Source organism: Prevotella sp. P5-126 (assembly GCF_002251185.1).
Lineage (GTDB): Bacteria > Bacteroidota > Bacteroidia > Bacteroidales > Bacteroidaceae > Prevotella.
Map to the genome: position 1 here is coordinate 19,021 of NZ_NPIZ01000038.1, position 23,781 is coordinate 42,801.

Here is a 23,781-nt window from a genome sequence, read left to right on the forward strand (position 1 = left end):
AGCACGAGGCGCAGGATAGGATTCTTCATCGTTGACATGAGTATAGTGTATGGGAAACGAATCATCGTTTATTGTATTTCAAGTTCGCGAAACGATACGTCTGCCGACTCTACCGTGACGGTATAGGTGCCGGCATTGATCTGTGTTCCGGTGGTGGTGGAGAGCATCTTAAACTTGTTGGGCGTGGCAGGGAAGGTGATCTTGCGATCCACCAGCGTAATCTGCTTGGCATCAACAATGGTCAGGCGTGCCACAACAGGTGCGCCCGTCGTGTTCTTATAGCGGAAACGCAGCGCATATTCCTGTCCGAGACCCGGTTGAATGACAAACTGCGTGGCGGCAACCTGACCTTCGGCAGGGGTTGTCAACGGTTTGTAAGCCACGGCAGGACGAGTCTCTGTGTCCTTGGGCAAGAGGTCTTGGGGCAGTCGAGCTATGGTGTCGGTATCGAGCGCTTGCCATGTTGGACGACAATCGTGGGGAGTTTCAACCACTGGCTGCAGTGAAGCGATGGCAATGCCGCTGATAACAGCCTGTCCGGCTTTAACCTCTGGGAACGAAATGCGCAGATGACCGCCTTCCACATGAACATTCGCCACACGTTTGGTGGCGGCACAATAGCCTGCCTCTGCCCACAGGTCGAGATCGTCGATAACAACCGAATCGTTGACTGCCACATCAAAGATGCGCAATCCCTCATAGTCATCGTGTTCTCCCCCATCCTTTCCGTGCCATGGTTCTGCGAAGTATAGCTCTACTCGATAATCGCCATCGGCAACAGGGAAATCGTACCAAAGACGGTGACGACCGAAGCGGAAATACTGGAAGAGGCTTGCTGACTGTGTTCCGCGTATGCTATCAGTGATGTGGCGTTGGCTGGCTTGACGCGGATCGATGTTCTTGAAGTCCTGTGCCCACGAGTGCCAGTAGCGCTGATCATCGGCGTGCCACTGCTGTCCATATTCATCTGTCATACAATCGCCACCGCAGTTGATACGATAGAGATAGTGGTAGCCCTCGGCAGCACGCAGGCAATCGGTCTGATGGTCGGCGGCTGTGAGTCGGAGCGACGGGGTGTTGCTCTTTCCTCTTTGGGCTATGGTGGTATAGGCGAGCGATGGTTCTTCCCAGATGGTGAGCAGGCCTTTGTAGTTGATGGGGCCCACACGGTCGATACGGCGGTAGGCACCATCGGGTTGCACGCGTCCGGGATTGTCGTGAGAAACGAAGATCCACTGGAAATGACCGCAGACGCTGTCGGCAACCTGCTCGGCTAAGCGCATCTTGGTAGTAAGCAGTTGGGTGCTCTTTTCCTCACTGTATTTTGCTTCGCCATGCAGATCAAGGGTGCGCCAAGCACCGTATTCACCATTGAGCAACTGGTCGGGACGACACAACTCCTGATGATAGTTGTCGGCAGAACCGCCATAGGTGCCGCTCCAGTTCTGTACCACATTCCAATCGGTACCTTCACCGCCATTGCAAGTGGTAATGGCACGCTGGTCATGACAGGTGGGGTCGAGTGAACGGATAATGGCAGAACACTCTTCGGCAAAGTCTTTGGGCAACACACTTTCGTTTTGCAGTCCCCAAAGGATTACGCTCGGCGAGTTGCGACGCTCTTTTATCCATCTCACCAATAAGCGTTTGAAGTTCTGTCGGAATGCCGGTGTGTCGTACCAGATATGGGCTGAGAACTGACTCCAGAAGAGCATTCCCTGTTCGTCGGCAAGTTGCTGATAAAGCGAATTATGGGGCTGATGGGCTTCGCGCAAGGCATTGTATCCGGCGTGGTGTATCATTTTCATGCGTGAACGTATCTGTTCGTTGGAAAACGCATGGCTCTGACCTAAAAGATGTTCGTACTCACAGGTGCCATTGATAAAGGTTGGCTGACCGTTGAGATAGAATCGGGGATCGTTATCATGGCGCAGTACGGGCCAAGATATGCTTCTTATGCCGAAAGGCGTGCGTACCTCATCGGTAGTCTTGCCTTGCCGCTTGATCATAGATACCAAGGTGTAGAGATAAGGATCTGTCAAACTCCATCGATGTGCATCTGCCACAGCCTCAGCACAGGCTATCATGCGGGTCTCGCCGGGCTGCAAAGTCAAGGTATCGCTCTGTCGGAAAAGTTGCTTGCCACTGGCTAACGTGAACTTATTGACGAGTTCGAAGGTGGCTGGCAAACTGCCGTAGTTCTTCACCTCGGTTTCGATATATACCGAATCACAGGTGTTGTTGTTCCAAATGTGTACACCAAACGGTTCGATACGCACCTCGTCGGTCTCGATGAGCGATACGGGGCGGAAGATGCCCAATGGTTGACTGCCCTCAGAGAAGCCCCATTCCGACGAGCAACCACCACACACCCAGGGTGACTCGGTCTGCATAGATGGGTGCTCCACATGGATGGACAATTGGTTGGTGCCCGTTTTCAAACGATCGGTCACATCGAGCGTATAGACCGTACGGCCTACCAGTTCTCGCGGATATGCATGACCATTGATGCTGACTGTGGCATAGGTGCCCACGCCTTCCAACTGAAGGAAGTAGCGGCGACCTGCTTGTTTCTTACATTCGATGTTTTTGGTATAGTCGGCATTGCCGTGCAGATTGCCATGGCGCAACTGTCGGTAGCCGTAATAGTCATCGAAATTGTGGGGCAGATTGACTTTTATAGCCTCCTTCTTGCCCTTACCCGACAGGCGTGCCTGCCATCCTTCGTTGAGGTTGGTCACTTGGCGGCAACCTTTCCTCTCGGCTTTTGGAAAGTGGACAGAAGACCGTCCCATCGGCCGACTGGTAGCCACAGCAATGCCACGTTGCTGGTCGTTGTTGACAGCACAGTAGAAATGATAGACTACACCATCATGTTTCACCACATAACTCTTATGCGCAAACAGATTGTCGTAGGGCTTTGAGGGGATAATCAAGTCTTCACCATCCCAGTCGGTCCAATGGATAAGGTCGCGACTGACGGCAAAGGTATTGTAGGCACTATAGCGACGAGACGGATTGTAAGCAGAGAAATAGAACATGACAAAAAGATTGCCCATCTTCACAATCTGTGCATCGCCCGTGATAATGCCGGGTGCTTCATGGCTATAAACGGGATTGCCCTTGTAGCGCTGCCAGTGTTTCATGTCGTTGCTAAGGGCTATACCGATGCGCTCAGCTTTCAGTTGGTTGGATGGATTGATGCCGCCGGCATTGTAGAACATCACAAAACGCTTGCCCAGCGTGCGCTTGGGGTCGTCATATACCGTACTTTTATATTGTACCAACTTCTCCCACCATTGCGCATCCTTATCGTTGATGGACATCACCGGGCGCGACAGCGACTCCCATTCGTGGGCTTTGCTGACATCGCCTGCAGTCCATGCCAATCCAATATGTAAAGGTTCGCGTACTGCTTCATAACCAGTGCCGTGCCCGCCAATATAGGTCATCCAGTGATGGCCCTTATAGGTGTTTATGCGGTAACTGCCATTCCATGTCCAGTCTATAAGTGCAGGGAATCCACCACGCTGATTCATGTCCCATCCGGCATCGCGATAACTCAGCAATCGACCTTCCACTTGCCAGTGTAAGAGGTCGTCGCTCGATGCCAGCCATGTCTCATAGCCACGTCCATCAAGTCCGCCTTTACCATTATACACCACATAGGTCATCAGCCAACGATTGCCTTCGCGGAACACCGTAGGACAGTCAATCTTATGACCATTATCGGCGGGAGCCACCACCATACCATATTTATAAGGTGTGCGTACTTCGTCATAGACGCGCTTCATGTCCTCGCGAGTGACAGCCACCTTTTGCTTATGGCGTGCAGCAAAGGATATTTGACTCAACAGCAACAAGGCTGACAGCAACAGAAACATCCGGTGGGTAAATGTAGTAGTATGCATCATTGTCGTATCTGATTCGTTTTATTTCTGAAACAGCCAATCAACCTCGTTGCCGGCACCGTTGAGTCCTGCATCGCGGGGCTGAATTTCACTGGATGTAAAACCAGCCACCATGATGATGCCCTTTGGCAAACGCAACAAATGATTACCAGCAGGAAGACAATACTGATGGATATTGACCTTCGGCATTTGTAGCATACTGATGGCATTGGTCAATACGGGCTCTGCCTGACCATATTCATTGCCCGTGGCATCAATCTCCAATTTTGGAGGATTCGCCCATTTATGGTCATCATCCTGAAAGAATCCAACCAGCACTTTAACAGGCTTGGGCGATGAAAAACTAATGGTGGTACCCTTGATGCGAGTAGTATCGCGATTGAGGACAAGGGCTTGAAGACCTTCCAGTTCGGGGGCTACGGCATCAACCTTAGTATCGGGACGACCTTCGAAAAGTATGGCATCCTTGGTTAGTGTCACGGTCTGCTGTCCGTCGGACAGTTTCACTGGGGCTGGAGTGACTGCCGCAATATGGGCTGTGGCTGTGGAATCAGCAGGATGACGCAATCGGTAGATGTTCTGTCGAAGTGCTTCCAACTCTTCTTCATAGATGGGCAGCATCTCTGTCCAAGTCTTATACTTGCCATTGTCGCCACCTACAGGGATGCGACGCTGTGCGGTCTGCATGGAATTGGCATAGAGATAGGTGTCGGCGGTGAGTTGGCAGAGCTTGCGCCATTCCTCAATAGACTGCTCCAACAACGGAACGGCAGCATCAAGGTGGCTGATATCCTTGCTCCATTTGTAGTTGAGAGCCTGCTGGGCAGCCAACACTTTCAGACGGAAAGCCTTGGCAAAATGGTAATAGCAACGCATATCGTTCTGCAAACGAAGGAACTCGTCTCTGTGGTTGCCCAGCGTTTCGGATTGAATGGAAGTGATGGCGGCAAGAGCTGCAGCACCATGATCCACACATTGGTCTATGATATCAAGAGGCAACTCGCCTTCATGCGACTGATGGTTCCATTCCTTTTCCACGTATTCTATGAGTTTTTCACCCTTGGGACCACAACTTTCATAGAATCCAGGATAGATGGTATATTTGTAAGGATTGACCAGTTGTCCCATTTTCATGCCCAACAGGAGTGTTTGGCGATTGCCCTCGGTAATTCCGAAACGGCGCAACAACTTGGGCGCAATCTCTCCAGACTCATCATAGGCATTGAGTATGCGACCTGCCGTAAGTGTATCTGTCTGGTAATAATCTGCCAAAATCTGCTTCCAATAGTCATTATCGTTGTTGCGATGACAGTCCCAAGCATAACGGCCCCATGCCTTATACCACATCCAATCGCGGTCCAACTGTTTCAATCTACGTCCATCTGGCAATTTATCTGCTGCATAGGGCCAGTCCCAATAACTGGCTTGGGGATAGAGATGCAATCCTTTTGAATGGTGTACACGGTGCATAGCCTCTACCGTCTTACTGATAAACGCCGGTGACGACCATCGCCAAGGTTCCAGATTGGCAAGGATATGCACATTGTCGATATGGACAGGGGCGGCGGCAGCCAGTTGTCTATGGGTTTCACCCCACGGTCCACCCGGCTCGTAAGTAGTAAGCGACTCACCTGTATATTTCGACATCGTATAGATATTGGGATATAGTGGTAATGACTCACGGAGTACCAATGGACCATCGGTATCGTGGGAACGCAACACAACAGGAGGTATGTCGGTACGGCCAGATGCTTTCAGTCCGTCTTTGATACCGGGTATGATGGTCTCCTTCATCCATTTCACATCATCGTCAATAGATGCCATGGCCTCACCCAAACATACCAGCAATCCCACGTTGGGATATTTCTCGATAAAAGCCGCAACAGACTTACGGGTATAATCGCTTATGAGTGGTGTGATGGGGCGATGACGGTCCTGGGTCTTCAGTCCATAGTGGTCTGCAAAGGGCTTGCTAAGAATAATGTTATAAAACATCTGTATAACGAAGATGCCGCGACGGTCGGCTTCATGCGTAAGAAAGGAGAATATCTCTTCATTCTTACGGAACGTAGCCTCGTCAACCTCTAAGGCAAAGGGATAGTCTTTCAGTTTTACTAAGGAGGCAAAAGGATGTCCATTCCATAAATAGAGCGAGTTCATACGGTTCTCAACCATCATATCGAGATATTTCACCCACTCTGCTTTATCGTAGAACCAAGGGAAGTTTTCGGGAGTATAAGGATACTCATAGACTCCATGCCCCGGTAGATAGACGGTTTTCTGCAGACCGATACAAGTGCCACGCATCACCATTTCGGGGTGTTGCATGGTAGGCGAAACCATCAACATGTGGTTTTTCTTCACCTGTTCCACCAGTTCGTTGCATCCATAGATGACTCCCGTGGCATCGCCACCTTCTATCGTGATGGTGCGTTTGCGCTGTGAAAGACGAAAGCCTTCTTGCTTCAAAACGGTGCTGTCTTTCGACATTATCAGAGAGATGCGATAGTCTGCTTTACCCTTGACAAAGGAATAACCCAACGCAGAGAGCTTGCGCGACAGATATTCGGCTGCAAACTTTTCGCGGTTGGAAGCCTCTCGGCGAGTGGTGATGCTGAATGTCTGAGCATAGGATACTATGCTGACAGCCAGCAAAATCATAGTGAGTAGTTTTTTCATTTGTCTTGTTTCAGTTTCTTCAGATTGATTTGTTTGTAGGCCATCCGCTGTCGGCGCCAGGTATAGAGACAATGCAACGTGCCATCTTTACCCTGTATAATAGCGGGATAGGAATATTGGTCGATGGGCGAATCTTCTAAGGTCAACACCTTTTGCCAATGAGAGCCATCGGTGCTCAACGCTAACGACAAAGGTGTGCGCGGACCTTTCTTCGTATCGGGCAGCGTCTCAAAATCGTTATAAATCAATGCATGGCGACCATCACGCAGAGTCACAGCATCGGTGCCACTCTGGTTGTTGGGAACGTCTGTCAACACCACTTTCGACCAAGAATCTCCATGATCATTGGAGAAAGAGGTGGCAAGACGACCATTGCGCGTGCGCATCAACACCTGCAAGCGTCCATCAGACAGACGAAGAATGGAGGGTTGTATGCTATAGATGGGCAATGCCGATTTGCCTTCATGATATATGGGATGGGCAAGATCTTTAGTATCGGCAGTCAGGTCAATGGTGGCTGGTTCGTTGGCTGCCTCTATCGGTCCCACGTATTTCCAAGTCTTGGTAGCTATGTCGTAAATCTCCACATGGAAGCGCCAACCCTTTCCTTCGGTAGAAGAACCGCATATCAGACGACCGTCAATCAGTTCGGGCTTGTTCTTAATAGGGCCGAGAAAACCTTTCGGCAACGGTTCCTTGTCACTCCAAGTACGGCCGCCATCCTTCGATTTTGTAAGCCATCCGGTCCAATCCCCTACCGTTGATCCTATTTTGAAAAACAGCCAAAGTTCGCCATCAGGCATCTCAAAGAGTACAGGATTCCAACATGCCTTGCGTTTGAGACCTTTCGGAAGCGTGACAAGCGTCTTCTTAGTGAGATAATCATAGGTCAATGCGCCACGTTGATCACTGAGCGTCTTCACCGGCCCGGCTTCTGCAGAGGTTGTTTCTGCGTTGATGCCCGACAGTCCTGCTAATGCTGCCTGTGGAGTTCCTATTTGGAACACACCGTCTGCAGCAAGTATAGGGGTTGACCAGTGGTTCTCGCCCTTGCGTTTGATATTGACATAGATGCAAACATCAGGGTCGCGTTCATGCGTTCCACCGAAGTATGCGGTGATAAGATCACCTTTCTTGGTCTCTACAATAGTTCCGGCATGTGCCTCAGGGAAAAGTGTATGTTCATAAAGGAACTCATCTTTCATTATAGCGGCATGTGCTGTGGGAATCTCAACACGAAACTGGTAATGTCCAGAACCTACAGTTTTGACTGTACCATCAGGCAGATAAACCTCTGCTGTAGTATTACAAGGCACTTCCACCTCCCAGTCCAAATGTTGTAAGGTCTTTCTCCAATGACTGCTAATGCGACCGTAAGGCGACTCGTAATCTACGTTTGCCCATTCACAGTCCTGTATATCGAATGAAGGACGAAGTGTGAAATGGCGGAAAGCATCATTAGTACGGATTCCACCAATATACTGGTAACACCAAGGCAATAGGTCGCCCAAGAGCATCACATGATTACCTGAGTTCATTCGGGGGTTGGCAGTATTACCATTCCATAGTTCCCAAATGGTAGTAGCCCCATTGTTTGCCATATATCCCCATGAGGGATAACTCTTCTGAGTGGCGAGAAGATATGCCACGTCAGCAAATCCATTGTCGGAAAGTGTGCGCAATAGCCATGATATGCCTATGACACCACACGACACATGACCTTTGTTCTTGACACAAATATTCTCCACCACCTGACGAACAATGTCACTCTTGCAGCTATCGGGTACTATGCCCAATGCCAAAGGCAGGATATTTGCTGTCACGGTATTATTACCATAATAGGTAGAATCAGGGAAGAGCACATGTCCCGGACGTAGCGAAGTACCTTTACGAACCGTCAGAAAATTGCGGTTGAAGGCCTCTGTCATTGTCTTTCGGATAGGATTCCAGCGCTCTGGCTCACAATTCCATTGTTCCAACAACTGTAGCACACGAATCATATAAGCCGTGGCTATCAGTTTTCCATCAGTAATGCGATTGGGATCTTGAGCGTGGATTAAGTCAAGTTTTTCAGGTGGCGGACACCAGTCACCATATTTATCTTTGGTGATAATACCATTTTGGCAGTATTCCTCTATCATGTGCAATACCCATTTGCGAATAGTAGGATAAGAATCGTCAATGGGTTGCCGATTGCCAAACTGTCGCCACAACATATCACAAGTGAAAGGCAGAGCAGCAGGCCATGTCACGTTATCACTATAGTAATTCCAGAATGCAGGTGCCACATCAGGAATACATCCATCAGATCGCTGTGCCTCACAGATGTCACGCATCCACTTTGCATAAAGGTGTTCGTTATCAAACAAAAAGCTCTCACCAAGCGACCCCATTGTGCGATCGCCCAACCACGGCTGTCGTTCGTCGCGTTGGGGACAATCCACAGGCATCCCCTTGTAATTGCTGGCAATACCCCAGAAGGCATTATGCATGACTTTGTTTAATATCGTATCGCTACACTCGAAATGTCCAAGTACCGTCATCTCATCGCCTACAGTTTCTGCCTTACAGTCTGCAAGCGTAAGATTTTTCAATCCTTGTATCTCTACATAACGGAAGCCATGATATACGAATGTGGGTGTCCACCATCTTCCGTTTTTACCTTCCTTTCCGTTACAAACATAGATATCTGTAGATTGTGCATTGCGAAAATTATCGCGATAGAGCGTACCATCGGCATTTAATCGCTCTGCATAGATGATGCGAATGGTGTCGCCTTGATGACCACGTACTCTGACTTTCAGCCATCCAGCCATATTCTGACCCACATCAACAATCCGTCCGTTGAGTTGACGGATATCGACAGTACCGTTGACTTTCATGCCTTTTCCCTGTGGGCGAAGCACTCCGGTGGGTATATCAGTCCGTTCAGCTTTCATCCATTGCGAGTCATCAAAACCTACAGAAGCCCATCCCGTCAGTTCCTTACGGGCGTCATACTCCTCACCGTCATATTCATTGTTAGCGCGTATTGGTCCTTCAGCAGTTACCTTCCACCCCTTATCGTCAGTCTGTAGAAGTTGTGTGGTACCATCTGTATATTCCACCTTGACATTGATACGACACTTAGGGAAGCCGAACACAGGAATCTTATACGGCTTGTGTTGCTGCATAGGGAACAGTCGTCCGTTGCCCAATACAATAGCCAGACAGATGCGTTTGCCCGCTGTAGTTTGCGACGTTACATCGTAGGTGTTATAGTAAATAGTCTTACGATAGTCTGATGGGATAGGGTTCAAAACTCCATCGCCCATACGTTGTCCGTTCACATAAAACTCATGCAAACCTATACCGGCAACGTATGCTGTAGCGCGTCGCACCGTTTTGTTTTTCAGTTCAAACTCCTTACGCAGATAGCGAGCAGCCATGCGTGTATGGATTGTGCGTTGCTCTCCAGGCATCATACGCTCCAATCCTATCCAATAACCACGCCATTTGGCTTCGCTAAGCAGACCTATAGCAAAGGGAGTTGCATCCGTCCATGCACTCTCGCCAGCAGTAGTCCATACCTTCACTTGCCAAGTATAATCGACAGCTCCAGAGAGTGGGGCTCCTTGATATTCCACCCATAGCTGGCGGTCTGAAATGACTTTGCCAGAATTCCAAGCCTCCCCTTGTGCATCTGCCACAACAATCTGATAGGCCGTTTGTCGCACATTATTCTTATCGGAAACTATCTGCCATGAGAAGCGTGGCTGCGATGTTGCTATGACAGCAGGCTGATCCATATTCTCCACGCGAAGCTTTGTCAGTCCGACTTTCGCCTCTGCGCCCAAAGCGAAAAAAGCCATGGCAAGAACGAGAAGTATTTTCATATTTTTATTGCGTATAGTAGTGGTATGATTCATGATCGCGTCATCTTATTCGTTCAGGTCGCGTGCTTTCGGCTGATAGCCATCGTCAGAGAGTTGTTGTTGGTCTTCTTTAAGATAGTCTTTGGAGGCATCCACAGCAATAAGGACACCGTCTTCTATGCCAGTAGTCTGTGGGTGATATCTGAATGTCATGACTTTGTTTTCATATTCACCCAAATAGCGCAATTGTCCATTTGCAGCACTCATCCACCACACCTTCTTCTTATCTCCGGAAATCTTTGTCAGATTCAGACGCATGGCATTACTATTGTAGTTATATACCAACAAATAGTCATTGCCTCGTGTAGCAATAAGGCGATTGTATTTCTCTCCGTTGTCTTCAATGACACTTTGGTCAGCCACCCGTTCGAAATAAGGGAAGGAAAGAATCAGACGCTTCAGATATTGCATCTGATTGAAGCCAGGATCGTTGAGTGCCTGATACCATGTTTTCACATCACCAGCATCACCATAGGATGTGGGATAACCCGGTTTGAGCATCTGCATGATAGCATTATGTCCATAAGTGTGACCACAACTACCGGCAAAAACGCTCCAATAGGCATAACGTCTGACATCATAATCTTTCCATCGAGCCTCATTGGCATCATGCAATCCTACAGGAATGTCCTCGTAGGAGGGTTCTGCATCAAGCACAGGCTTTATGGGTTTGTGTGCCCATGTAGAATCTACATACATCCAATTGTCCTCTTCTGTGTTATCAGGAATAGGATAGTCAGCATTGCCCATACGCTGTCCGTAACGTCGGTGCCCACTTTGGAACATGTGAAAATCGAGCCATGCAGCCTTGCTCCACCATCGTGCAGAAGTGTATCGTCCACGTGGATGATAGGTCATCAGGTGGTTCTTATCGATTGCTTTAATCGTTGTGGCGAGAGTCTCCCATACCTCTGGTCGGATATTTCCCTGTATATCTCCACCCATGATCCAGATAATGTTTGGCTTGTTTTTATAACGGTTGGCAAGAAATGTACCATACCGTTTAGCATCTTCCACCGATAGTTTACCGGCCTTAACCAGTCCGCCCCAGATACATACCATACCGATATATATACCCTTATCTGCAGCTTGGTCTATGATATAATCCATGTGATCCCAATAGCCATAAACCCCTTTACGGTCAATGTGTTGGAAGTTCCATCCATCGATATTGGAGGGTTGTCCATAGATATTATAGGCAGGCACACCATCAATAGTCTGCACCTGAATCACATTATATCCCGCTTTAGCACAGCGTTGCAGATAATATTCCGCCTCACTGCGGTCGAGACGTTCGGGTAAAAGCCATCCTGTGTCAGCAAGCCAGAAGAACGGAGTTCCATCGGCAAATTGCAGATAGCGTTGGTTGTCTGCCACTTTCAATACGCCATGGCTCCATGGTTTGGCAGCCTGCATGCCGATAGCAAGCAGCAGCAGTCCGAGAATGGATGTGAGTCTTTTCATATCGTTTATTGTTTTTGTATCGATGATTATTTCAGTATATATTCACCTCCTGCCACAGTGGTCAGTTGGTAGAGTTGTGTCGGTGCGATACCGTCAGCGCCCTTCTGGGTGTCCTTGATGCGCTTCAGATTCTTATGATGGAGTGCCACTTTACTACGGATCAGACATTTACCGCCATGTCGCGAATGGATAACAGCCTTAGTGATACGACCGTTTTGCCAATCCATATCGACCTCAAAACCGCCTCGCGCTACCAGTCCTTTCACGCTGCCGTTTGGCCATACTGAAGGTAGTGCGGGCAGGAGATAAAGGAATCCATCGTGGCTTTGCAACAGCATTTCGGCTATACCAGCCGTACATCCGAAGTTGCCATCAATCTGGAATGGGGGATGTGCGTCAAAGAGATTGGGATAGGTTCCGCCACGCTGTTTGACGGTGCCGAATATCAAGAAGGTGTCGGCAGTCAGTGTGAGTTGGTCTTTGATGAGTTTGTAAGCATGGTCACCATCCAACAATCGTGCCCATGAGCATACTTTCCATCCCATCGACCAACCGGTAGAAACATCGCCTCTATGCGTCAGCGACACCTTTGCAGCATCAAACAGACGAGGTGTGCGGTATGGAGAAATCTGATTGCTGGGATAGAGTCCAAAGAGGTGTGAGAAATGTCGGTGGTTGTCGTTAGGATCATCTACATCGTCGAGCCACTCCTGTAATTGTCCCCATCGTCCCACTTGCATCGGAGGCATCTGCGAGAGTTGTTGCTTGATCAGATCAAGTGTATCGTTGTGCTCGCCCAGTAGTTTTGCAGCAGCCAACACATTGGTATAGAGTTCGCTGACAATTTGATTGTCCATCGTTACACCGGCATCGAGTGGTGATGGGCGCCCTTTGCCACCATGTTCAGGCGATTCGCCAGGACACACCACCAACCAATTATGATGGCGTGGGTCAGGTATCATAGTCTGGGTATAGAATAGCGCTGCCTGCAACATGACAGGATAGGATTTCTTGAGGAAATCCTTATCGGCAGTATATAGATAGTGTTCCCATAAGTGGCGGCAAAGCCATGCCGACCCTACGGGCCATAATCCTGTCTGCGCCCGATCCACAGGTCCTGTGATGCGCCATTGGTCGGTGTTATGGTGGAGCACCCATCCATCTACACCATACATCTCGCGTGCTGTCTGTCGTCCAGTGTTGCTCACTTCCTCTATCAATCGGAACAATGGTGCATTCATCTCGGTGAGATTGGTAGGTTCGGCAGGCCAGTAGTTCATCTCAAGATTGATATTGGTCGTGTATTTCGAGTCCCATGAAGGCAACATCTTCTCGTTCCAGATGCCTTGCAGATTGGCGGGATTGATATTATCAGGCTGTGACGATGAGATAAGCAGATAGCGGCCAAACTGGAAATAGGTAGCCACGAGATAGTTGTCGGTACGTTCACCGAAGTGTTCCACGCGTCGGCTGGTACTCTCTTTGGCAAAGGCATCGGCACCAAGATTCAGCGACACGCGGTCGTAGTAGTGGCGATAACGAGCTGTATGCTGTTCGCGCAGAGCCTCACATCCCGTTGTAATGGCTTGCTGGAGGCGTTGTTTCGACAGCATCGCCTCATCGCCTGTGATGTCTTTATAGTTTTTCACGTTGGTAGCAATAGCCACATATAGCGTAGCCTCATCGGCGCCAACGACACTGAGATTGCCGTCGCTACAATGAATGTGTCCGCCACGTGTGACAGCCGTGAGGCGTCCCATGAATCGCACTTTACCTTTGAGTCCTTCGTGTTTGGCCGATACGCCGTGGAGAATGACTTGTTGTCCTTCGCTGGCAGTCAACACATTATCATGTGGTGAGGTCATGTGTGCGGTAAACGTCAGTTGTCCCGGTTTGCTGGCAGTCAAGTGTACTGCCACTACTGCGGGGCCACCAATGGGAGTAAACACTTCACGCTGATAGCGCACACCACCCGATGTATAGCTGACCATAGACCGTGCGGTGCTGAGATCGAGCCATCGTTCATAGTCCTGATAGTCTGCATGTCCAGCCATTGATATATAGAGATCGCCGAAGGGCTGATAGGGCATTCCCATGTTTTGTCCCGCAGCATTGGGCATAACCTTCGCATTGGCCAAGTCTTGTGCTTCGCGATATTTACCTTCAAGGATAAGCTGCTGCACCTGTGGCAAATATTTTTTTGCCTCAGGATTGACCACATTGTTGGGCTGTCCAGCCCAGATTGTCTCTTCATTGAGTTGGATATGCTCCACGGCAGGTTGTCCAAACACCATGCCACCCACTACGCCATTACCTACGGGTAATGCCTGTGTCCATGTCATGGCCGGTTTGTCGTACCACAGCCGATAGTCTTGGGCTTTCATGGTGACGCATCCTACAAACAGCAGGAGTAATAGCAGATTACGTTTCATCATAGTTTGAAAGGGTATTGTGTGTATTATTTTAATTTTGTTTTCAGAGCTTCATCAGGCAAGATGGCCACTTTACTCTCGTCGAGCTTAGAGCGGTCGAGATGGAACACATCGATAAAGAAGTCATATACCGCCTTGCGTTTATTGGGTCCGAAGTCGTGTCGCTCATTGGGAAGATGCACATTGCGTACTTGTTCTTTCGCACCATAGAATCCATAGATGCGTTGTAGATAAGGCATTTCTACGGTAGGTACCGATGCTGTCCAGTCGCCACCGTCGCTAACAATAAGCATGGGGCGCGGTGCCATAACGGCAGCCAGTTCGGGTTCGCACGTTCCTCCTGCGCTCAACTGCACAGGCATTCCGCTTTCACAGGGGCATCCGCCATCGAAATGGGAGGCGAGATGCACAACAGGTGCCGATGCAGTCACCCGATTATCCAATAGCGACAGCAGTACGGTGTGGGTTCCGCCGCCACTTCCACCCATCACGCCTACGCGCTGATGGTCGATGTCTTTCCGGTTGGTCAGCATATAGTCGAGCAATACATAGCCACAAGCTGCCTGATAGACATGGGCACGACTGGTGTGATGGGCTGCCTCGCCCACTTCTTCAGCCGACTGTCCCCATCCATAGAGATCAAAATCCACACATACGGCTCCCATGCGTGCCAGTGTTCCGAGGCGTTGTTGCTCGTCTTTTCGATAGCGCATGGGCCAGTGTCCGTCTGGACAAATGATGAGTGCATGCTTTCCCTTTGCTGTCGAAGCATATATGGTGCCGAAGAGATGCTGACCCGGAGTCAGTTCGATACAGATATTCTGGGTAGTATATCCATCGTGTCGGGTGATTTTGGAAAGTATGGGTTTGCCCAATACGCATGAATCGAGAAAGGCGTCGAGGCCTAACCTTTGTCTCACTTCGCGACGAAGTGTGTCGCGACGCGCCTCCCATTGTTCCTTGTTCTGATAGAGCGTTGAGAGGTAGTTGAGCATCTGCTGTCCCTCTTCCACATGTCGGCGTGGATACTCGTAGGGCTTTATTTTATAGAGTTTGTCACTTTGTTTCCACCAGTTCCAATCGAAGTATTTGCAGATATTGTCGAGTGTTTCCTCTATGGAATAAGGGCGTACACGGAAGTCGGCATAGGGCAATTGTCGCCCTACGGTATCTACATTATATTTGAATCGCACGCCGAAACGCTGAGCCACATCGTTCATCAAATCGCCCACTGGGCGTTCGTAGTTTGTTTCGAAAGTCTGTGCCATGACCATGGTGCATAGTATGGTAGCAAAGACTGTTGTCCATATTCTTTTCATTGTTTTCTATTAGATAGTATATATACCTTATTATATAGACGCACAAAGGGTCTGTTTGTCATCGGTGGAAAGTGAATGAAAGAAAAAGAAATGATGAAACGTTTCCTTGAATGTATATTTTCTCTATTTATTGCCGTATGAAAAGCATAGAGGGCAACCATCCATCTGAACGGTTGCCCTCCTACGCTATATTTCTTGATCGTATTATTCTTCAGGAGCCTGTCCTATCAACTCCATGAATTCGTCGAGTTTCGGAGTGATAATAATCTGTGTGCGACGGTTGCGCTGCTTGCCCAATTCGGTGGTGTTGGGCTGGAGTGGGTTATACTCACCACGACCACCGGCGGTCAGACGCTTAGGATCTACACCATACTGGTTTTGAAGTGCCTGTACCACGCTTGACGCACGGAGGCAAGAGAGGTCCCAGTTGTTGCGAATGTTTTCACGATTGATGGGTACATTGTCAGTATTTCCTTCGATCAGCACATCATAGTCTTTGTAGTCTTTGATGATTTTTGCAATCTTCGAAAGTGTCTCTGCTGCGCGGTCGTTGATTTCATACGATCCAGACTTGTAGAGCATGTTGTCTGCCAATGAGATATAGACAACACCCTTGAGCACCTGCACGTCCACTTCTTTGAGTTCTTCTTTCGAGAGCGAACGAGTCAGATTGTTGGTCAAAACCACATTGAGCGAGTCGCTTTTCGACTTGATTTCCACCAGATGGCGAATATACTTATTGGACTCATTGATCTGATCTACAAGTTTGTCGATGCTTACGTTATTCTGATTGGCATTGCTCAAACTCTTGTCGAGCGACTGCTGTAATGCACTAACAGCCTGCTCCTGACGCTTGAGTTGTTCTTCCAAACTGGCTACGCGAACATTGGCAGCGGCCAATTTCTCTTTGGTATCCACATAGTTAGTCTGCAACGCTTTATTCTCCTCCTGACATGCAGCCAGGTCTTTTTTCATAGCACAACTGGACAACAGCAATGCTATTGCGAATGTCGTTACAATGTTAATCTTCTTCATTTCATTCTATAGTTTTTAGTGAGTACTTCGTATATTGATGTTGCAAAGATAGTGCAAACCGAGCGAAATACAAAGAGAAACGGAGTTTTTCTTTTATTTCCGAGGTGCAGCCTATCTAAGAGACGCAGTCTCAAAGATAGTGCAAACCGAGAGGAATACAAAATAAATTAGGATTTATTTATATTTCCGAGGTGCAGCCTATCTAAGAGACGCAGTCTCAAAGATAGTGCAAACCGAGCGAAATACAAAGAGAAACGGAGTTTTTCTTTTATTTCCGAGGTGCAGCCTATCGTCATGCCCATCATGTTTAGTTGTTTTTGTTATGTGACAAACAGAAACGCAGAAAGTCAAAAAACATTTTGTTATTTTAACTAAACCATCGTCAAAGGAGAACTACAAACACAACCTCACACGACTGAATATCAATCATTTAGCATGCAATAACCTATATTTCCTTCTCAACAAAAATTATATTATCGTTCTCACCAATATTACATAGAAATATTGCCATACGTTGGACAAAAGTATTGTCAACGTTGGATAAGAGTATTATCAACGTTGGATAAGAGTATTGTCAACGTTGGACAAAAGTATTATCAAACGTTGGATAAGAGTATTATCAAACGTTGGATAAAAGTATTATCAAACGTTGGATAAAAGTATTATCAAACGTTGGATAAAAGTATTATCAGACGTTGGATAAAGAAAGAAAAATATATTGTTCATATAAAAATTGATGGTCGATGGGTGGTCGATGGTGGTCGAACACAAAACCATCGACCACCACATAACAATCATTCCAACAACACATTACACACATTGGTGGTCGAGTGGTCGATTTTTAAGACATCGCGTGTGCGTGCGCGAGAGAGAATTCAGAGAATCGCTCCCCTATTCCGTGCGACTCCTCTCGATACCATCCCGACCACATCCCGTCAATTTACCAACAATATCACGTTTACTGAGAACACTAAAAGGAGATAATTCACACCAAGTTTCGGAAACATACGGATAAATTTGGTTATTCGCCCAAAAATTAGTAATTTCGCAACCAAAATTCTAATTATAAAGGAACAAAGTACATGATTCTCTTTTTTAAGACTCCACAGACGAGTGTGATTGCCACTCAGGCAGATCATCAACTCGCAGAAAACGAAGTAAAGGAACTGTGTTGGCTCTATGGCAATGCTGAGCTATTGAGTGACCAAACACTGACAGGCTACTATGTAGGACCGCGTCGTGAAATGGTGACTCCTTGGTCAACGAATGCCGTTGAGATAACTCAGAACATGGGACTCAGCGGCATTCTGCGTATAGAAGAATACTTCCCAGTAGCGGGTGAGGATGCTGAGCACGACCCCATGCTGCAACGTATGTATCACGGACTGGACCAAGACATCTTCACCGTGAACATCCAGCCCGAACCCATCAAGTATGTTGATAACTTGGAGGAATACAACGAACAGGAAGGTCTGGCCCTTTCACCTGAGGAAATCGAGTATCTCCATAAGATTGAGAAAGAGAACGGCCGTCCGCTGACCGATTCAGAGATTTTCGGTTTTGCACAAATCAACTCTGAGCACTGCCGCCATAAGATTTTCGGTGGCACATTTATCATCGACGGCAAGGAGATGGAGTCGAGTCTTTTTGCCATGATCAAAAAGACCACACAGGAGAATCCCAACAAGATTCTGTCGGCCTACAAAGACAATGTGGCTTTTGCACAAGGTCCAGTAGTGGAGCAGTTTGCACCTGCCGACCAATCTACCAGCGACTATTTCCAGGTTAAAGACATCGAGAGCGTCATCTCGCTGAAGGCTGAAACCCACAACTTCCCCACTACCGTAGAGCCTTTCAACGGTGCTGCCACAGGTACTGGCGGTGAGATTCGCGACCGTATGGGTGGCGGTGTTGGTTCATGGCCTATTGCCGGAACTGCCGTATATATGACCGCCTATCCTCGTATCGAGGGTGAAGGCCGCGATTGGGAAACACTCATGCCCGTTCGCAAATGGTTGTATCAGACTCCTGAGCAGATTCTCATCAAGGCTTCAAACGGTGCCAGCGACTTCGGAAACAAGTTTGGACAACCGCTGATTACCGGTTCTGTGCTGACTTTCGAACATCAGGAGGGTCAGGAGAAATATGCCTACGACAAAGTCATCATGCTGGCTGGCGGTGTAGGCTACGGCACCAAGCGCGACTGTCTGAAGAAAGAACCACAGCCAGGCAACAAGGTTGTTGTGGTTGGTGGCGACAACTATCGCATCGGACTGGGTGGCGGTTCGGTATCGTCAGTAGATACTGGTCGTTATAGCAACGGCATCGAGCTGAACGCTATTCAGCGTGCCAACCCGGAAATGCAGAAGCGTGCCTACAACTTGGTTCGCGCACTCTGTGAAGAAGAAACCAATCCAGTAGTGTCAATCCACGACCACGGAAGCGCAGGCCACTTGAACTGTCTGTCGGAACTCGTTGAGGAATGTGGCGGTGAGATAGACATGGCTAAGTTGCCCATTGGCGACAAGACCCTGTCGAGCAAGGAAATCATTGCCAACGAAAGTCAGGAGCGCATGGGTCTGCTCATCGACGAAAAGCATATCGACCACGTACAGAAGATTGCTGAACGCGAACGTGCCCCAATGTATGTAGTAGGTGAAACCACAGGCGATGCCCACTTCTCATTCAAGCAAGCCGATGGCGTGAAACCTTTCGACCTTGACGTGGCACAAATGTTTGGCCACTCACCCAAGACCATCATGCGCGACAATACCGTAGAGCGCAAATATGAAAACGTAACCTATACTCAAGACAAGATAGACGAATACCTGCAGCGCGTGCTCCAGTTGGAGGCTGTGGCTTGTAAAGACTGGCTGACCAATAAGGTTGACCGTAGCGTGACGGGTAAGATTGCACGTCAGCAGTGTCAAGGCGAAATTCAGTTGCCACTGAGCGACTGTGGTGTTGTAGCCCTCGACTATCGTGGCCGTAAGGGTATTGCCACCGCCATTGGTCATGCACCACAGGCTGGCCTGGCATCTCCAGAGGCTGGCAGCGTATTGTCGGTAGCAGAAGCACTTACCAACATCGTATGGGCACCACTTGCCGACGGCATGGATTCGCTGTCGCTGAGTGCCAACTGGATGTGGCCCTGCCGCTCACAAGAGGGTGAGGATGCACGTCTCTACAGTGCTGTAAAGGCGCTGAGCGACTTCTGCTGCGACCTTCACATCAATGTTCCTACGGGTAAAGACTCGCTGTCGCTGACACAGCAGTATCCCAACGGCGAGAAGATTATCTCTCCAGGAACCGTCATTGTAAGCGCTGGAGGCGAGGTTTCCGACATCCGCAAGGTGGTAAGCCCAGTTCTCGTCAACGACAAGAACGCTTCTCTCTATCATATCGACTTCTCATTCGATGAGCAGCATCTCGGTGGTTCTGCCTTCGCACAGAGCCTCGGCAAGGTAGGCAGCGACGTGCCAACAGTGAAAAACGCCGAATACTTCGCCGATGCTTTCATGGCAGTACAGGGCCTTATAGAGAAAGGATGGGTTATGGCTGGTCACGATATCTCTGCCGGCGGTCTTATCACCACATTATTGGAAATGTGTTTCGCCAACCAGAAGGGCGGTCTCCACATCAATCTGCACGACCTCTGTGCCGATGGCGACGTGGTAAAGACACTCTTCGCAGAGAACCCCGGTGTAGTTGTGGAAATCAGCGATGCCCACAAACAGGAATTTATCGACTATATGGAAGAACAAGGCGTGGCATTTGCCAAGATTGGCTATGCCGTTCCTGAGAGCCGCACCATCGTTGTTAAAGCTGGCGACAGCGAGCATACCTTCGACATTGACGCATTGCGCGACACTTGGTACAAGACTTCTTACCTGCTCGATCGTCAGCAGAGCCACAACGGCAAGGCTGCCGAGCGCTATGAAAACTATAAGAAGCAACCGTTGGAGATGAAATTCAACGACTCTTTCACCGGCACACTTGCTCAGTATGGACTATCGGCAGATCGCCGCACTCCATCAGGCATAAAGGCTGCCATCATCCGTGAAAAGGGTACTAACGGTGATCGCGAGATGGCCTACTCACTCTATCTGGCAGGTTTCGACGTGAAAGACGTGACCATGACCGACCTTGTAAGTGGTCGCGAGACACTGGAAGACATCAACATGATCGTATTCTGCGGTGGATTCTCAAACTCCGACGTACTTGGTTCTGCTAAGGGTTGGGCTGGTGCATTCCTCTTCAATGCCAAGGCAAAAGAGGCACTCGACAAGTTCTATGCTCGCAAAGACACTCTTTCACTCGGTATCTGCAACGGCTGTCAGCTGATGGTAGAACTGGGATTGACCGGTGCTAAGGGAGCTAAGATGCTGCACAACGACTCTCATAAGTTTGAAAGTGAATTCATCTCATTGGCTATCCCCGAGAACAACAGTGTCATGTTTGGATCGCTGAGCGGCAATAAACTCGGCTTGTGGGTTGCCCACGGAGAAGGCAAGTTTGCTCTGACCGAACCAGAGAGCGCCTACAATGTCATTGCTAAGTATAATTACCACGGCTATCCGGCCAACCCCAACGGATCAGCCTTCGATATTGCAGGAATCTGTTCAGAGGACGGACGTCATCTCTGCATGATGCCACACTTGGAGCGCGCCATCTTCCCTTGGCAGTGCGCTTGGTATCCTGAGGCTCGTCGCATGGATGAGGTAACACCGTGGATTGAGGCATTTGTCAATGCCCGCAAGTGGATTGAAAAACAATGAGTAACATATACTGGAGCACATTCAGTACCTTCTTTAAGATTGGCATGTTCACCCTTGGGGGTGGATATGCCATGATTCCAATTATAGAGGAAGAGGTTGTCAACAAGCACCAATGGGTGTCAAAGGAGGACATGCTCGACTTGATTGCTATCGCCCAAAGCTGTCCGGGCGTCTTTGCCATCAATATTTCGATATTCATCGGATATAAGTTGCGCAAGACACGGGGAGCGCTGGTCACGGCATTAGGTACGGCTCTGCCTTCGTTTCTCATCATTCTTGCCATAGCCATCTTCTTCCATCAGTTTGAAGACAATAAGGTTGTGGCTGCTATGTTTCGTGGCATACGTCCTGCCGTTGTGGCTCTGATTGCCGTTCCAACTTTCAATCTTGCTAAGAGTGCCCATCTCAATCGCTACACACTATGGATTCCCATCGTGTCGGCACTGGCAATATGGCTATTGGGAGTATCGCCTATCTGGATTATCATTCTTGCGGGTGTGGGCGGCTATCTCTATGGTTTGACACAAAAGAATAAGAAAGCATGATATTCCTATACCTCTTCATCACATTCTTCGAAATTGGCCTCTTCGGATTTGGCGGTGGCTACGGCATGCTGTCACTTATCCAACATGAGACGGTGGAACACTGGCATTGGCTGTCGTCATCGGAATTTACCGATATCGTTGCCGTCTCACAGATGACACCGGGACCTATCGGCATCAATTCTGCCACCTATTGCGGCTATACTGCTGTAAGCAATGCAGGCTATAGTAGCAGTATGGCAGTCTTTGGATCAGCGGTTGCCACGCTTGCTTTGGTATTGCCGTCGCTCATACTGATGATTCTCATCAGTCGTATGTTCATGCGCTACATGAACACCCATACGGTGCAGTCTGTCTTCAATGGCTTGCGTCCCGCTGTCGTTGGTCTTTTGGGTGCAGCAACACTCCTTCTCATGACTCCCGAGAATTTCAGTCTGCCCACTGTCAATCCCTGGCAGTTCTTCATCAGTTGCGGTCTCTTTGCCGCCACCTTCTACGGCACTTATTTCCTAAAGATCAATCCCATCCGTATGACTATCTATGCTGCCTTGGCAGGATTAGTCTTGTTGTATTGATAGGAAGACAGAGAATCTACTGCCTTTGCCGAGTTGTGACTTCACCTTTATGCTGCCGCCAAGACGACTGACGATGAGCTTACATATACTGAGTCCAAGACCTGTGCCCTGCTTAAACTCGTCCTTCTTGAAGAAACGACTGAACACCATTTTCCTGTCCTCTTCCGAAAGACCGATACCCGTGTCCTCCACATACAGTTCAACCTTGTTTGTGTCATCATTCACTTCCCATCCCATAATGATGCCGCCTTCGGGAGTAAAACTTCACAGCATTGGTGATGAAGTTGGTAATCACCTGGCGCAATCGTCCCTCATCCACATTCACCATCACATCATAATCGCTTGCATAGCGGAACTCCAGATGACGCGGTATCTGCACGAGGAAAGTCTGGTAAATCTTGTCCATCATCTCCTTGACAGAATACGGTTTGATGACAAACTCCATGTGTCCCGACTCAATTCGCGACACGTCGAGGATGTCATTCACCAGTTTGAGCAGCAACTCGTTGTTGGTATGTATGGTGTCAATAAACAGTTTCTTGTCATCCTCGGTATAGTCATTTCCTGGCATGGCAAGCAAGTCGGAGAATCCCACGATAGCATTGAGCGGAGTGCGTATCTCGTGGCTCATATTGGCGAGGAACGACTCTTTGAGCGTTGCCTCCTCTGCAAGTTTTCGCGCTTCCTGCAGTTCTTGCTCACGTTCCTTGAAATTGTCGATATTCATAATCAATCCATACGACTTATCGAAATTGCCATGACAGCCCACGACAGCAGTATTACCAACGAGTTGAAAACAGCAGGATTTGACGATTGCCTCTTCAAACCATTCCATACCGAAGCACTCCAAGCGGTAATCGGCATCAACGGCAATACATCAGAAAAACCGTCTGACAAAAAAACAACACAGTCATTCCCGAACAATTCCGACGACTCACAGCCTTTGCAGATGATGATGAAGAGGCTGCGCTGGAAATCATCAAGAATGTAAAACTTGCACTCAACGAACACCTGCAAACCATCATGACCGACCTGCACAACATCCTTCAGGACAAATAACTGAACTTTCGCATGTGGGGGAAGTTAAGGGGAAGTTAGAGAAGTTAGAGAGAAGTTAAGGGACAAATGTCCT

At 48.6% G+C, this 23,781-nt stretch carries 13 protein-coding genes; 4 read left to right on the forward strand and 9 right to left on the reverse strand.

Annotated elements, in window-relative coordinates; genetic code table 11:
- Nucleotides 1–68 precede the first annotated feature (68 nt).
- The 7 genes from CIK90_RS03315 to CIK90_RS03345 all read right to left on the reverse strand — a co-directional run bounded on the left by CIK90_RS03315 (nucleotide 69) and on the right by CIK90_RS03345 (nucleotide 16,754).
- Nucleotides 69–3,911 (reverse strand): malectin domain-containing carbohydrate-binding protein, encoded by a 3,843-nt coding sequence (locus tag CIK90_RS03315; RefSeq protein ID WP_371595912.1) that lies wholly within the window; start codon nucleotides 3,909–3,911, stop codon nucleotides 69–71.
- 21 nt (nucleotides 3,912–3,932) lie between these two features.
- Complete coding sequence (locus CIK90_RS03320) at nucleotides 3,933–6,590, reverse strand: glycoside hydrolase family 20 zincin-like fold domain-containing protein (RefSeq protein WP_094464344.1); 2,658 nt, start codon at nucleotides 6,588–6,590, stop codon at nucleotides 3,933–3,935.
- Nucleotides 6,587–10,465, reverse strand: a complete 3,879-nt coding sequence (locus CIK90_RS03325; RefSeq protein WP_173849306.1) for a family 78 glycoside hydrolase catalytic domain — start codon at nucleotides 10,463–10,465, stop codon at nucleotides 6,587–6,589. Before CIK90_RS03325 ends, CIK90_RS03320 begins: the two co-directional genes overlap by 4 nt.
- A gap of 45 nt (nucleotides 10,466–10,510) precedes the next feature.
- Nucleotides 10,511–11,968, reverse strand: coding sequence for a glycoside hydrolase family 140 protein (locus tag CIK90_RS03330; RefSeq protein WP_094464346.1), 1,458 nt, complete (start codon nucleotides 11,966–11,968; stop codon nucleotides 10,511–10,513).
- Nucleotides 11,969–11,994: 26 nt separating this feature from the next.
- The gene (locus tag CIK90_RS03335; RefSeq protein WP_094439373.1) at nucleotides 11,995–14,403 is read right to left on the reverse strand and encodes a glycoside hydrolase N-terminal domain-containing protein; all 2,409 of its coding nucleotides are present in this window, start codon (nucleotides 14,401–14,403) and stop codon (nucleotides 11,995–11,997) included.
- Nucleotides 14,404–14,426: 23 nt separating this feature from the next.
- Complete coding sequence (locus CIK90_RS03340) at nucleotides 14,427–15,719, reverse strand: hypothetical protein (protein WP_254046262.1); 1,293 nt, start codon at nucleotides 15,717–15,719, stop codon at nucleotides 14,427–14,429.
- A gap of 204 nt (nucleotides 15,720–15,923) precedes the next feature.
- On the reverse strand, nucleotides 15,924–16,754 hold the full coding sequence (locus CIK90_RS03345; RefSeq protein WP_094389716.1) for an OmpA family protein: 831 nt from the start codon (nucleotides 16,752–16,754) through the stop codon (nucleotides 15,924–15,926).
- Nucleotides 16,755–17,836: 1,082 nt separating this feature from the next.
- Here CIK90_RS03345 and purL point away from each other — a divergent pair.
- Genes purL through CIK90_RS03360 form a run of 3 tightly spaced genes read left to right on the forward strand, consistent with a single transcriptional unit; the run spans nucleotide 17,837 to nucleotide 22,649 of the window.
- Nucleotides 17,837–21,532, forward strand: a complete 3,696-nt coding sequence (purL, locus tag CIK90_RS03350) for a phosphoribosylformylglycinamidine synthase (protein WP_094439371.1) — start codon at nucleotides 17,837–17,839, stop codon at nucleotides 21,530–21,532.
- Nucleotides 21,529–22,077: a chromate transporter gene (locus CIK90_RS03355; RefSeq protein WP_094389714.1), complete on the forward strand. Its 549-nt coding sequence runs from the start codon at nucleotides 21,529–21,531 to the stop codon at nucleotides 22,075–22,077. The genes purL and CIK90_RS03355 overlap by 4 nt, the downstream gene beginning before the upstream one ends.
- Complete coding sequence (locus CIK90_RS03360; RefSeq protein ID WP_094464347.1) at nucleotides 22,074–22,649, forward strand: chromate transporter; 576 nt, start codon at nucleotides 22,074–22,076, stop codon at nucleotides 22,647–22,649. Before CIK90_RS03355 ends, CIK90_RS03360 begins: the two co-directional genes overlap by 4 nt.
- Here CIK90_RS03360 and CIK90_RS03365 read toward each other — a convergent pair.
- Entirely contained in the window at nucleotides 22,632–22,886 is a 255-nt protein-coding gene (locus CIK90_RS03365; RefSeq protein WP_094464348.1) for a HAMP domain-containing sensor histidine kinase, read from the reverse strand. The two genes, CIK90_RS03360 and CIK90_RS03365, sit on opposite strands and share 18 nt — an antisense overlap.
- A complete protein-coding gene (locus CIK90_RS03370) occupies nucleotides 22,867–23,376 on the reverse strand; it encodes a sensor histidine kinase KdpD (protein WP_158216023.1) in 510 nt (169 codons plus the stop codon). The genes CIK90_RS03365 and CIK90_RS03370 overlap by 20 nt, the downstream gene beginning before the upstream one ends.
- A 30-nt stretch (nucleotides 23,377–23,406) precedes the next feature.
- On the opposite strand from CIK90_RS03370, the gene CIK90_RS14130 reads away from it, so the two are divergent.
- Nucleotides 23,407–23,640, forward strand: a complete 234-nt coding sequence (locus CIK90_RS14130; protein WP_158216024.1) for a hypothetical protein — start codon at nucleotides 23,407–23,409, stop codon at nucleotides 23,638–23,640.
- The last annotated feature ends 141 nt before the right edge of the window (nucleotides 23,641–23,781 follow it).

Bases quoted from the DNA above. Each gene is read 5' to 3' on its own strand.
- CIK90_RS03315 (WP_371595912.1), bottom strand. From the start codon at position 3,911: ATGCATACTACTACATTTACCCACCGGATGTTTCTGTTGCTGTCAGCC.
- CIK90_RS03320 (WP_094464344.1), bottom strand. From the start codon at position 6,590: ATGAAAAAACTACTCACTATGATTTTGCTGGCTGTCAGCATAGTATCC.
- CIK90_RS03325 (WP_173849306.1), bottom strand. From the start codon at position 10,465: ATGAAAATACTTCTCGTTCTTGCCATGGCTTTTTTCGCTTTGGGCGCA.
- CIK90_RS03330 (WP_094464346.1), bottom strand. From the start codon at position 11,968: ATGAAAAGACTCACATCCATTCTCGGACTGCTGCTGCTTGCTATCGGC.
- CIK90_RS03335 (WP_094439373.1), bottom strand. From the start codon at position 14,403: ATGATGAAACGTAATCTGCTATTACTCCTGCTGTTTGTAGGATGCGTC.
- CIK90_RS03340 (WP_254046262.1), bottom strand. From the start codon at position 15,719: ATGAAAAGAATATGGACAACAGTCTTTGCTACCATACTATGCACCATG.
- CIK90_RS03345 (WP_094389716.1), bottom strand. From the start codon at position 16,754: ATGAAGAAGATTAACATTGTAACGACATTCGCAATAGCATTGCTGTTG.
- purL (WP_094439371.1), top strand. From the start codon at position 17,837: ATGATTCTCTTTTTTAAGACTCCACAGACGAGTGTGATTGCCACTCAG.
- CIK90_RS03355 (WP_094389714.1), top strand. From the start codon at position 21,529: ATGAGTAACATATACTGGAGCACATTCAGTACCTTCTTTAAGATTGGC.
- CIK90_RS03360 (WP_094464347.1), top strand. From the start codon at position 22,074: ATGATATTCCTATACCTCTTCATCACATTCTTCGAAATTGGCCTCTTC.
- CIK90_RS03365 (WP_094464348.1), bottom strand. From the start codon at position 22,886: ATGGGATGGGAAGTGAATGATGACACAAACAAGGTTGAACTGTATGTG.
- CIK90_RS03370 (WP_158216023.1), bottom strand. From the start codon at position 23,376: ATGAATATCGACAATTTCAAGGAACGTGAGCAAGAACTGCAGGAAGCG.
- CIK90_RS14130 (WP_158216024.1), top strand. From the start codon at position 23,407: ATGACAGCCCACGACAGCAGTATTACCAACGAGTTGAAAACAGCAGGA.